The organism is Brevibacillus laterosporus (assembly GCA_007833815.1).
Classification (GTDB): domain Bacteria; phylum Bacillota; class Bacilli; order Brevibacillales; family Brevibacillaceae; genus Brevibacillus_B; species Brevibacillus_B laterosporus_D.
In genome coordinates, this window is record CP033464.1 from 559,718 (window position 1) to 572,297 (window position 12,580).

Below are 12,580 nucleotides of genomic sequence, written 5' to 3' on the forward strand. Positions count from 1 at the left end.
TAATATCCATGATGTATAGAATAATCTTTTTTTAGAAGGGTGTCAATGTACTTTTTAAAAAATATCTGATTTTTTACAATTGGAATGATTTAGCAAATACAGTAACCATTTCTCCTCGTTTTACAGGATGTTCCGGTTTAAAGCTCCCATCCTGATAACCATGTAACCAGCCATAGCGAGAAAGGGTTTCTATAGCAGCCACAGCCCAATGTGAATTAGGAACATCACGATAGGAAACACTTGACGATTTTGACACGTTTATTTTCTTAGCACGTGCAATCATCAAAGCCATTTCTGCTCGATTAACCGAACGATCCGGTTCAATTTTTCCATTGTATCCGTTCATAATCCCCAACTGGGAAGCCTGTAAAAGACTCTCATAAGCCCAATGCTTTTTGTTTAAATCCTTATAGGTATTAGTGCCTACACGCCCGGTGTGCATATTTTTGGCTTTCATCGAGCGCAGGAGCATGTCTGCAAACTCAGCTCTTGTCATATTAGCATCTGGTCGAAAACTGTACGTATAGGGTATCGTAATCACGCCCCGTTGAGTTAAACGCCCAATATCATTTTTAGCCCAATGCCCTTGTATGTCACGAAAGCCTCCATACATCTCCTGACGAGCTATCGTAAATCGATACGCATCATAGCGGAATGGCGTAGTGCTGGTCAGCTTCAGATAATAAGTACCTGCAGCTAATTTGCGTTCAAAGACAATGCTGTTATCTTGTCCAGAAACATTCTCCGCTTGAATAGCATATTTCATATCGCGACTATCAAAAATACTCATCATTATCTTTGTCTGTGGAGGTACGTATGGCGCTCGAATCGTAACATATGTTTCTTTCGCTATCGAGAATGTGAACCAGTCATTATCCGCTTCTGAAGAGATAGTCCCCGTAATCAGATTATTGTCGCCTAATTTTGTAGCTAAACGATACGTGTCGTTTGGCTCATTGGGGTCTTTTCGTTCCGGCATGTAATTTAGCTGAAAAAAGTATTCTCCGCTCACGGCGGCAGGATAGCTGTTCTGAATTTGGAACAAATAACGCCCCGGTGTTACATTCATCTCTAAGCTTTCTAAAGGGTCTGTCGCTGAGCTGTTATCAAGAAAAATTCCTCCAGATGTCTTATCGAGTTCTTTACGCACCCTAATTTGTGGATCTAATCGTAACGTATCTGTATCCACTCGCAAATAAAGCTTGCCTGGATCGCGCACAAAATAAGAATACCAATCAACATCCTGTGCCGTATGAAAGTTCCCCTTGATCTCAATATTATTACCTGCAGGCAAAGGACGAACTTGATCAATACTATTATTTGGCTCATATCGATCAGGTGCAATGGAAAAACGATTCGTAATTGTGTAACGTATGGTACTGGATATCCCAGACCGTTGCAGATGGATGTGAACTTTCCCCGGTTTAACAGGAATTGTTGCAGTTGCTTTATTTCCAAGGTAGTACGTATCCTGTGGCTTCCCATCCTGATAAACGCTGGCCGCCAATGGAGCTGAGTTCCCAACCGATACCTCTGCATGTAATTCCAAAGTTCCCTCATATGGAATATCTGTATAAAACCAATCGCTTTTATCTTTCTCACTCAATGAACCGCGTATTTGACTTTCCATGGGAAAAGCTGCGGCTGTCTGCTGTGAGTTGTTCGGTTCATTTATGTCATCAGGCAATGTACTCATTACTGCCTTTTGAATATTTAACAGTCCATATCCTGTCCGTTTATCCCATCTAGTTCCATTTAATTTAGTCGCCGAATGATATAGAAGCTGTCGTACTTCTAACGGATTCATAGTAGGGTTCTTCGCAAGAATTAGCGCTGCCGCACCGGCTACCTGAGGAGCGGCTGCAGAAGTACCCTTCATTGGATCATACCCGCCACCTCTAGCTGTGGTGTACACATTGACACCAGGAGCCACTAAATTAATTTCTGGCCCAAAATTAGAACGACTATGGATGGTATTAGAACCAGTAACAGCACCAACAGCTATCACGGTTGGAAAAGCAGCAGGATAGTTCACACGGCTACCTTCATTTCCAGTGGCCGCTACGACAACTACGCCTCGGTCTTCCGCAAAATCTACCGCATCTTCAAGAGCCTTGGAATAATACAATGTGCTGGCTGACATCAGAATAATTTTACTTCCTTCATTAACTGCTCGTCTTATCCCTGCTGCTAACCGGTCAGAAGATGAGAACCCCTTTTTATCTAACACCTTGATAGGCAAAATCTTAGCATTCCACAATACCCCCGTTACTCCTGTGGCATTGTTTCCTTTAGCTCCTAATATCCCTATCACATTCGTTCCGTGCCCGTTTAGATCAGACGCACTTTCCCCTTGTACCAAATTGATAGTAGGCAACAGGTTGTCCTTTAAATCTGGATGGGAGGAATCTACTCCCGAATCAAGTACGGCGATCTTAATAGCTGTATTGCTGTTGACGATCTTCCAAGCTTCAATCGCTCTAATTTGTGATAGATGGAGCTGTTTTGAAAAATAAGGATCATTCGGGTTAGTAGCTGCTGCCCACGCTGTTGCCTCACCAACCGTAAGAGTGATTACAGCAATAACCGCCGGAATTATCATTCTTTTTTTCAAGTGTGAATATAGCATATGTTACCCTTTCCCCCTTCTCCTCTAGAGAGGTAATCAGGAAAGATTAGCGTCTTAATCTTTCTATTATTCATTTATATAGCATAGTACAGCCCTGCTCAAGAGACAACTATTTCCTTCGCCTAAATAATTCCAAAGCATCGTATACAAAGACCCCTCTCATATCGAAAGGGGTCACAGAAAGGATTACTGGATGAATCCCTTGTTATTTTCATGTAAATCTAACTTTTGAGCTTTTACATCTTTATCCTGCTTTGCGTCCGGTACATAAGCCTTACATTTAGACAAGTCTAGCTCTTTGCCTTCCAGAGAACTTGCTGGGATATAGAAACCCCATACACGTTGAGTTTTAGGCTTAACATAAAGACTATGCAAACCAAAATGCATACGCGCAATGTCTCTGCCAATCTCATCACGGATATAGACAGGAACTTCCGTGAATTCCACACGTTTATCCAAACCGTTCATGAAGGCAACAATCACTTTTAAGCCACCATCCTGAACCTGAACTAAATCAATAGCTGTCAACTCTACTTGACCATCTTGAATCGGGAAGAGATCTTTCACCTTTTGCATGTAAGTCTCTTCTTCTTCATCAGTCAAGCCATTGTGCTTCTCTACTAGCTTTTCTTCCATTTGATATTGGTCTAATTGTTCTTTATCATAGACCATAAATAATTGCGTATCATCTTCAGGCATGAACAAGAAGTCATCCCATTCAAAGATGAATTCGCATGGACTTGCAGACATATCCTGCAAACCACCCATTGTCAGCATCTCAAAGGATTTGCGTGCTACTACTTTACCTTCAGAGGTGACCAGAGCAAGTGGTAGTTTATTTAACATAATATCTTGATGCGTAGCATTACGGACAAATGTCATTACCAAGAATCCTGTATTTAACACATTAGTAAAGAACGGAAAAATTCCTACCTCATCGCGGACAACCGGTGGCAACTCATCATGAATAAATTGCAACAACTCAACGTCCATCTCTTCCAAACTCTTGGAACCCAAACTATTCAAGTTTAGAAACAATTCCTTGGAAGGGATGCGGTTAGATGATTGCTCTGGCTGCTCAATACCAGATACACCTAGGTAAAATTCCTTTTGTAGAAACTCATGAATATCATCACGGGCTTGTTCCAATCCTTGTTTAGAACCAAACCAATTCTCTAAATGCCAACTCATTCTATAACCTCCTGTGCATAAGGCAAGGCGACAGCCATCAGCAGTCACCTTGCACGCTTTTCTCTCTATAAAATTTCTACATCCAATTCCCAGTTGGATTTATTAACCTTGTCATTCATCGTAACAACATTTGGAGGGAACGCCAATATCCAAGGCTTGCTAGAACCGCTCTTCAGACTGATCTTACTTCCATCAACAACCCCTTGAGCTATTACTTGCTCAGTGATCCCATTACGAACTATAACGCGTAAAGCTTTTGGTTCAAAGGTATTTTCCAAAGCGCTACGAATTAGCATTGCTACAATTAAATGTCCGTCTTCTTTTAAACCTATATCAAAACCAGTGAAACTAACTGTGCCTGGAGCCAGGAAAGGAAGAAAGTGTATCATGTTTTCCAGACGATCCTTTTGAGTAGTAGTCAATCGTTTTTCCATAGCTGGATCGATCTCGAGATTTTTCGGCCAAACAAATTCACGATGCGGTAACCCAATAATCAGTTTCCATTGTCTAACGTCCATGGACTTTCTGTTTGTCACTAGCTCTTCAGGGAAAGTAATTTCCCATGGCCGACTGCTCATCGGTGGAATAGTTCCAACTGGACTCAGATCAAATTCCCCTTTAGCAAATAAACGGCCCTCGATAGCAATCGCTAGGTCTAATTTACCCATTTCTACCGGTATTGATGAGGCATTTCGAATAAATAATGCTACTGTAACGGACCCTTCACGGGGAATCAAGCTAAAGCCTGTAAGTCCTATCGTTCCCTCAGGGATATCCGGCAAGCTATCATTTAAGAAGCGCAAGGTGTACTTTTTCTCCTGATCCAGCATTTCATTCCATACTGGGTTAAAAGAAACATCCAGGTCGCTTGATTTTAACATTTTTTCCGTCGCTTCTTCAATCCGATTGTGCGTAGTCTGAGAAAGGTCTTTCTTCAAATCCTCAGGAGTTCTCATTTCACTATCATTGGTAAACCAGTTCTTCAAAAAGTTAAACATAATATCCTCCTCTTTGCTGTGGTACAAAATTCCTACAATATAAAATACCCTTTTAACAAGGTAATATCTCTATCCATACGAACAAGAGCCGCTACAAGAACACTTCATACTGAACTAAACCTAATAGGTAGATATGATATCTAGCTACTTAACCGATTAGTTCTGAGCAAGCTGCACTCTCCATTGTGATAAATCAACGTTCTCCTTTAGGATGCTCTCTTTTGGAAAAATAAACATCCAAGGTTTGCTTGTTTGTGCGTTAACAACAAAATCTTTCAATTGGAATACACCCTCTGCTACCTTTTCACCCGTAGCATCAAAGAGTGCCAGTGGCAGTTGTTCAAAGGAGAGATTCTGAGTCGATCCATTGCGAATTAAGAGAATCGTACGAATCATACCTTCATCGTTTTGCTTCGCCTGAACGCTCTGAACATTTACTTCGCCTTCTTTTAACTCGGGAAGCTTTTTTGCCAGCTCGATAAAGAATTTCTTTTGATCGTCAGTTAACGATGCCATCCAAGACTCTTCCAGCTCCAGGTTTTGCGGCAAAACCATTTTCTTTTGAGCCAATTCAAAAGCAAGTCGCCAATTTTGCAAAAGAACATTGGTCGTGATAAAGTGCTCTCTAGTGAAAATAAAGTTCCACGGTCTAGCATGGAAAGCTGGGATTTCTCCAAGCTCACCCAGATCAAATTCTTGTCGAGTAAACAGCTTATCGCCTTCAAACATGATGAGTAGGGTCATTTTCCCTAACACAACTGGCTTATTGCTTGCATTTCGTACAAAAGCCGCTATTTCAACTCCGTCCTCATGCGGCACCATATTAAAACCTGAGATAGCAATGTTCCCTTCTTCCAAAGGCTCCAATTGATTAGCCATAAAGGACATGGAATACTTCTGCATATTATCTAGCTCGCGCTCCCACAACGGATGCAAAGAGAGCTCCGTCACACGTGTAGCCAAACCATTTGCTTTTTTCTGTTGTTGGGTAGTCTTCCCAGATTTTCCACCCTTTTTAACCGGAGCTTGTTTATCCGATTTCTTAACAGGCAACACCGATTGTTCCTTACTTTTAGGTAACGTAGCGGTGTCTTTCTCATCACCTGACAATATATTTTTTAAAAAGGAAAACATGATTTTTCCGCTCCCATGTATATAGTATTGTCTACCTATAATCTTATCTTTTCATATTATCATAAGTAACCTTCAAAATACAAAAGCCCATATTTTCCTTAGCTCAATCGCTTCAGGCATTCCTTTATACCTTGCTCATATGGGGTATGTACCAGAGTCCCAAGCTCGCGTTCATATTTGCTACCGTCCAATTGAAGGGTAGCTTCGGTTACATACATCATTTCTACCATTTCTCGCATAAAAGGCTGAAACCAGCCCAGCATAGTCATTAATCTGCGCCCAACTGGGATTATCAAATTCTTTCTTCCATTATATAGACGTGCAATCTCCCTGATTTGTTTAGCTAAGATCGTACCTGAACCTGGAATATTCCATGTCGTTCCGAATGTGTGCGGACGTTTAGCCAGTTGTACGATCGCTTGTGCTGCATCTGGTGTGTAGATATATTCACGCTGGACGTTAGGATCACCAATAAATATACTCGGCTTACCCTTTGCCATAGCCTGCAAAGTGACACCCAAAAACGTATTGTGAGCATGGGGACCATAAAAATCAGGTAAGTGGACCAGCATGCATGACGTGCCCTCTTCATGTGCTTTCCACACAAGTTGTTCCATCTCTAGGCGAATCTTGCCTTTTGTAGTATGTGGTTCTTTAGAGTGCTGTTCATTTACTAGTTTTGTTTTTGCCCTGCCATATGCGTAGATGTTGTCAATCACGACGACTTTCGCCTGATGGTACTTAGCGGCTGTTAAGACATTGTTCATTAAAGTAGGGTGACCTATTTTCCACTCTGGATAAGGAACACTAACACAGTGAAAAATCACATCTACCCCTGTAGCAGCTTGCAATACATCTTCTAGGTGATAGGCATCTCCTGAGTATAGCGTCAGAGTAGGATGGTAAGCTGGTTCCACATAGCTTGATTGTTTATTTCCAGCTTCCGAGATCGCTTCCCAATCTGCTTGCAGATTCGCAAGCTTTTTATCTGAACGGGCAAACGCTACTGTATGAATACCACTTCGTAGTAATTCTAATACCAATTCTGCTCCAATACTACCTGTTGATCCAAATACCAATGCTTTGTTCATGTTATTCTCCCCTTTTTAACCAATGGTCAATTAAATTTTTAGAAAAGAACTCGACGACCGCCGAGTTCTTTTCACTGCTCATTAACTCCATTCTGTGAAATCAGTTGACCTGTCAAGTACCGCACATGCACTTTTACGAGTGACTCCACATCTTCGTAGGATTGCTTCGTCTGGATATAATGGACGACAAACCCATGTAAAGAGAGGAACAGTACCCACGGTATTGTGTACATATTCCCTACCTTTTGCAGTGTCTCTCCCGCCTCTTCCCTTACCAAACTTGCAAACGTTTCATAACAACTATCCTGTTCTGGCTGAGCATACTGCTGAGTCTCCGGTTCATTCGTACAGAACATCATTTCATAATGATGCGGATGGCTAAGACCAAAATGGATAAAGGTTTCCATTAAAGCTTCTAATTGGTGATGTGGCTGCTTCTCTTGCTCAGTTGGTTCAATAGATTTTTTCATTTGTTCCTTTAACGTACGGTAATCCTCTTGCACGATAGCATTAAATAACTCAGCTTTTTCTTTAAAATGATAGTAGAGTGCCCCGTGGCTGTAGCCTAGCTTTTGTGCAATACTCCGCATAGAAACCGCTCGATAGCCTTGTGTTACAAACAATTCGCGGGCTACCTTTACAATCTGTTCGCGACTTAGTTCTTTAGCTACTGCTTTTCTTGCCGCCATCGTACACACCTCCTTATTAAACGCACACCACTTTATTTAACCAATGGTCAATTATTATTTTCAGTATATAATGAGCTCCCGTACATGTCAAATTCAAATTGGTTGTTTTATTTTCTAACAACTGAGAGCATACAAGCTTTTCGAATCTCTTCCTTATTATATAGGATTTTGTAATGATGATATTTCCCTCTCTTTTTACCTGTCATTTTCTATATACAAAAAAACGAGCGTGAAGCTCGCTCGTCTCATTTGTCGTTTGTCATTTTTACTTCTTACGCTATATTTCCTTCACCAGCACTCTTCGCCGTTTTCTTCTGCAAATGCAGTAACCGCCACATCAAGAAAATTGCCCCAACGGCCAATCCGGTAATCAAGCCAATCCAATAACCGAATGCACCTAGGTCTGTGATTTGAACCAATAAAAATCCAAGTGGCAAACCAATGACCCAATAGGAAACCAAAGCAACGATGAAAGTGACGTTCACATCTTTATATCCTCGCAGCGCCCCTTGAATAGGTGCAGCAACCGCATCAGATAGCTGGAAAAATATCGCATACAACAAGAAGTGCTGAGCCATCTCAAATACCTCAATGTCATTCGTGTAAAGTGCCGCCACTTCTTTGTTGAAGAAAATCAAAGCTCCTGAAAATAAAGCCCCCAGCGCAACGGCAATCCCTATCCCTAAAAAACTGTACTGCCTGGCTTCCCGGAATCGCTTGGCTCCCACTTCATGGCCAACAACAATCGTTAATGCCATGGCAATACTCATCGGTACCATATATAGGAAGGAAGCAAAATTCATTGCCACCTGATGCGCTGCAATCGTAATGGTATCGAATCGGCTCATCAGCAAGGTAACCGCCGCAAAAATACTGGTTTCAAAAAAGATAGAAAATCCAATCGGCAGACCCAATTTTAAAATTTCTCCCCATGTCTTGACAGATAGCTTGTAAAACTTGCTAAACAACCCATACTCCTGAAAGTTACCAACCCGCAACACAACAAAACAGGTAATGATCAGGATGATCCAATAGGTAATGGCAGTCGCTACCCCTGCCCCAACTCCACCCAATCGTGGAAAGCCAAACTTACCGAAGATCAACAAGTAATTCAACACGACATTAATTGGCAAAGAGATAAGGGAAATAAACATGGTAACTCTTGTCTGGCCCAAGGCATCAATGAAACAACGCAGAACCGTGTAGACAAAGACTGGAATAATACCAAAAGCAAGGGCCAGTAAAAAATCCCGGGCAATTCGGTGTACCTCTGGCTCCAGCCTCATTCCAGTAAGGATAGAAGGGATAGCAACTATGCCAATGAGGATAACAGAAACGGCAATAGCAGTTCCTAAATAAATTCCTTGGATAACAATATAAGGAACTCTCTCTTTCTTCTGTGCACCAATCATTTGAGCAACGATTGGAGTAACGGCTAACAGAATCCCGTTTAATCCAGTAAAAACAGGCGCCCATATACTAGTTGCAATAGCTACACCTGCTAGGTCAAATGCCCCCGCATGTCCTGACATAATCGTATCAAAGAAGGACATCGCAAAAAGAGCTACTTGTGTGACCATAATCGGCAAAAGAATGAGTAAAAAATGTTTGGATTTTTGAGATAAGTTGTAGGTTTGGTTCATGATTGACCTCTGTATTTTTTTGGATAATTACAAAGTCTAATTATAGCATAGTTTGGATTTTTTAGCTTTTTTATTCAGTATATTTTATTTTTTGTAAACATAACAATCCTTTATATAGATTATGGTAAACTAATGGATTGCCAATGGAAAACCAAGTAATGGGTTTCTCTATTTCTATATTGTGGGTATATTCCTTCCTTAGGAATTAGTTACAGCCATATTCCTTTTTTCTACAAATGATAAAGTAACAAGCTACTGCTAAAGCTTGGTAATTGGTAGAGTTTAGCAGTTTACAGTATATTACAAATTATTGTAAAGGTATGTGCTATTACCTCTACAATCGCTCAAGGAACAGTAACAGAAGCTCAATTCTTGCAAGTAGCAGTTAACGAAGGTACAAAAGTTACTGTTGCTGATCTTGAAGAAGCTGGTTACACTGTAGCTTTCCAAGCAACAAAAGCTGTTTTCGCTAATAACGATACAACTTCTGCAACTGGTGAGCTTAAAAATGGCCTAACTAATGCAGATAACTTTAAGTATAAAGTAGTTGTTTCAAAAGACAATGAAAAGTTTGAATCTGCTCTAGTATCCGTTACAGTATTGGATGCACAAGTAGTTATCGAACCAACTGAAGTTAAATTGTTTGAAAACAACGCTGCAATTGACAAAGGATACGCAACTCTTGGTCAAAACCTAAGCATTTCTATCACAAAGGGTAAAAACTTTGCTGGTGAAGTTCTAGAAGCAGATGCTGGTTTCGTAGCTGATGAACTAGCTGCAGCAGCTGAATACACTTCTAGCCAACCATCTGTAGCTCTTGTGAGCAAAGACGGTAAACTGAACCTTCTTAAAGAAGGAACTTCTATCATTACTGTAAAAGTTGGCGAAAAAACAATCTCTTTTGACTTGTTAGTTAAAGCTACTCCTGTAGTAGACACTATCCAAGACACAACTGCAAAATTGAAATCCGATGAAATAGCATTGGAAGTAACTGTGTTGGATCAACACGGTGCTGAATTCAAACTTGCAGATGTTGCTGGACTTACTGTAGCAACTCAATCTGGTAAAGATACTGTAGTAGCTCTACCAGCAGTTGATGCGCTTAAAGCAGAGAACGGTAAGCTTGTAGTTAACTTCGCAAAGCTTGCTGAAGGTACTGACACTCTTGTTATTAAAAACGGAGACAAACAAATCGGTACAGTTGCAGTTACTGTTGTAGACGTAGCTGATAAAGACGTAGATTCCTACAAACTAGTTCCTGAGAACACAGATGCTGATCTTACTTTGGACATCTTCAAACCAGAAAAGAAAAAAGTAAATCTTAAAGTACAAAAATTTGTTGGAGACGTGTTGAAAGATGAAAGCAAAGATGCAGAAGATGGTTTCAGCTTCAAATCCTCCGATGATAAAGTAGCAACTGTTGATGCAACAACAGGTGAAGTAACTGCAGTAGCTGCAGGTAAAGTTGTAATTTCCTATGTAGAAGGTAGTGTAGTGGTTGGTACAGTAGAAATTACTGTAGAAAACTCTACTCCACAAATCACAGACGTTAAACTACAAGAAGGCAAAACTGCTGTTGTAGTTGATGCTTCTAAAACAGATGCTGATCTTCTAGCTGACCTGTTTGACGAGCTAGACGTATTCGCTGGTGAGCAAAAGCTTTCAGTAACAATCGATATGCTTGCAAGCATTGCTGACTCTGAGAATGCAATTGCAATCAAAGACGGCGAAGTAACAATCAAAGCTGATGCAGCTAAAGATGGTACAATCGTATTCACTTTCTCTGACTCTTATGGCAAGATCACAAGAGACTTTGATCTTAAAATTGTTAAAACTGAAGAAGCTCCTGAAGAAGGTGCTGAAGAAGAAGACAACAACTAATTCTACAGCTATCTTGTCTAATAAATCCATTCTAATGGTTATGACAAGTCTTCTTAGCGAGTTACTCAACTCATAAAGAGAGAAACCCTCTTGGTGCCAAGGACACTTCTCCTGAGCCTTGAGGGTTTCTCTTTACATACATAACTCCTGTTTACCTGCAAGGGCGCTATCCTTTCAAAAATGAGTGGGCACAGAGCAGCTCTGACACTACGAGGACGACACGCATCGAGACCACTCAATGTATGTCGTCCTTTCCCTATATAATGGTAATTCATGACTTTTTTGTTCAGAATATTAAAATATAGAATCTTTATACATAACGTTATAAAACAGGATTAATGGCTACAATGATTACTATACTTCAAGAATATTTTCTAACTAGAATCACTCCATACATGAAGCCTACTCTAAAAAAAGGTGGATCGATGTAATGTTACTGATGAACACGGTAGAAATCTTTCTAGAATACATGTCATCTATCGGTCGAAGTGAAGAAACCATTTCTGGTTACGGAAAAGACTTGGTATACTTTACACGCTTTCTTGAAAACAAATATAACTGTGAATCTTACATGGATGAAGTAACTGTAAGCGATATTGAAGAATATCTACATTATCTGAAGGAAGAACGTGGCTATGCTCCTGCTAGTAGGTTACGTAATCTTCACACGCTCCGTTCCTTTTTTGCTTACGCTTACAAAAAAGAACTCGTTGTACGTAACATTGCCCTTTCTGTAGAAAAGATAAAAGTCCAGCAGAAGGAGCGGACGTACTTAACAGACGGCGAAGTGGAACGGCTCGTACACGCAATTGATCATGCTCTCATTCGTCTCGTAGTCATTGTCTTGTATATGACCGGTTTACGTATCTCAGAGTGCCTTAATCTCACGGTAGACGATGTGAATGTGGAGGAAAAGGTAATCCATGTGGTGGCTGGTAAAGGTAACAAGGATCGACTTATCCCCATTTCACTCCGGTTACTCCCGTTATTGCAGGAATATCTCCAGGAGAAGCGACCAAAGACTGGTTCCCCCCTATTCTTTTGTACGAAAAAGACAGGGATGCTCTCTCCCGTCTACGTAAACAAAGTAATTACGGAAGCCGTAAAAAAGCTAGGCTGGAAAAAGAAAGTGACGGCTCACATCCTACGACACAGCTTTGCTAGCCAGCTAGTTAAAAATGATGTGAATCTGGTACAAATTCAAAAGCTACTGGGACACTCTTCATTAAACGTAACCAGTATCTATACGCACACCAATTTAGATCAACTCAGCGATGCCATAAACACCCTGTAATCCTTTGATATAGAAACGAACTACATACAT

General features: G+C 40.7%; 9 protein-coding genes. 2 read left to right on the forward strand and 7 right to left on the reverse strand.

Annotated elements, in window-relative coordinates; translation table 11 throughout:
- Nucleotides 1-73: 73 nt before the first annotated feature.
- The 7 genes from EEL30_03960 to EEL30_03990 form a co-directional block, all read right to left on the reverse strand.
- Nucleotides 74-2,629: a serine protease gene (locus tag EEL30_03960; GenBank protein ID QDX91596.1), complete on the reverse strand. Its 2,556-nt coding sequence runs from the start codon at nucleotides 2,627-2,629 to the stop codon at nucleotides 74-76.
- Between the two features lie 186 nt (nucleotides 2,630-2,815).
- Nucleotides 2,816-3,820 (reverse strand): SLAP domain-containing protein, encoded by a 1,005-nt coding sequence (locus EEL30_03965; protein QDX91597.1) that lies wholly within the window; start codon nucleotides 3,818-3,820, stop codon nucleotides 2,816-2,818.
- A gap of 65 nt (nucleotides 3,821-3,885) precedes the next feature.
- Complete coding sequence (locus tag EEL30_03970; GenBank protein ID QDX91598.1) at nucleotides 3,886-4,818, reverse strand: SLAP domain-containing protein; 933 nt, start codon at nucleotides 4,816-4,818, stop codon at nucleotides 3,886-3,888.
- 156 nt (nucleotides 4,819-4,974) lie between these two features.
- On the reverse strand, nucleotides 4,975-5,952 hold the full coding sequence (locus EEL30_03975) for an accessory Sec system S-layer assembly protein (protein QDX91599.1): 978 nt from the start codon (nucleotides 5,950-5,952) through the stop codon (nucleotides 4,975-4,977).
- A 98-nt stretch (nucleotides 5,953-6,050) separates the two neighbouring features.
- Entirely contained in the window at nucleotides 6,051-7,043 is a 993-nt protein-coding gene (locus EEL30_03980) for an NAD-dependent epimerase/dehydratase family protein (protein QDX91600.1), read from the reverse strand.
- A gap of 71 nt (nucleotides 7,044-7,114) precedes the next feature.
- A complete protein-coding gene (locus EEL30_03985) occupies nucleotides 7,115-7,732 on the reverse strand; it encodes a TetR/AcrR family transcriptional regulator (protein QDX91601.1) in 618 nt (205 codons plus the stop codon).
- A 272-nt stretch (nucleotides 7,733-8,004) separates the two neighbouring features.
- Complete coding sequence (locus EEL30_03990) at nucleotides 8,005-9,375, reverse strand: MATE family efflux transporter (protein ID QDX91602.1); 1,371 nt, start codon at nucleotides 9,373-9,375, stop codon at nucleotides 8,005-8,007.
- A gap of 297 nt (nucleotides 9,376-9,672) precedes the next feature.
- Between EEL30_03990 and EEL30_03995 the strand changes: the two genes are divergently transcribed.
- Both EEL30_03995 and EEL30_04000 read left to right on the forward strand, forming a co-directional pair.
- Nucleotides 9,673-11,256: a hypothetical protein gene (locus tag EEL30_03995; protein ID QDX91603.1), complete on the forward strand. Its 1,584-nt coding sequence runs from the start codon at nucleotides 9,673-9,675 to the stop codon at nucleotides 11,254-11,256.
- A 430-nt stretch (nucleotides 11,257-11,686) separates the two neighbouring features.
- Nucleotides 11,687-12,550 carry a recombinase gene (locus tag EEL30_04000; protein ID QDX91604.1) on the forward strand — a complete coding sequence of 288 codons (864 nt, stop codon included), beginning with the start codon at nucleotides 11,687-11,689 and terminating at the stop codon, nucleotides 12,548-12,550.
- The last annotated feature ends 30 nt before the right edge of the window (nucleotides 12,551-12,580 follow it).

Excerpts from the sequence above, each read along its gene's own strand:
- EEL30_03965 (QDX91597.1), bottom strand. The coding sequence starts at position 3,820 with ATGAGTTGGCATTTAGAGAATTGGTTTGGTTCTAAACAAGGATTGGAA.
- EEL30_03960 (QDX91596.1), bottom strand. The coding sequence starts at position 2,629 with ATGCTATATTCACACTTGAAAAAAAGAATGATAATTCCGGCGGTTATT.
- EEL30_04000 (QDX91604.1), top strand. The coding sequence starts at position 11,687 with ATGTTACTGATGAACACGGTAGAAATCTTTCTAGAATACATGTCATCT.
- EEL30_03980 (QDX91600.1), bottom strand. The coding sequence starts at position 7,043 with ATGAACAAAGCATTGGTATTTGGATCAACAGGTAGTATTGGAGCAGAA.
- EEL30_03970 (QDX91598.1), bottom strand. The coding sequence starts at position 4,818 with ATGTTTAACTTTTTGAAGAACTGGTTTACCAATGATAGTGAAATGAGA.
- EEL30_03990 (QDX91602.1), bottom strand. The coding sequence starts at position 9,375 with ATGAACCAAACCTACAACTTATCTCAAAAATCCAAACATTTTTTACTC.
- EEL30_03985 (QDX91601.1), bottom strand. The coding sequence starts at position 7,732 with ATGGCGGCAAGAAAAGCAGTAGCTAAAGAACTAAGTCGCGAACAGATT.
- EEL30_03975 (QDX91599.1), bottom strand. The coding sequence starts at position 5,952 with ATGTTTTCCTTTTTAAAAAATATATTGTCAGGTGATGAGAAAGACACC.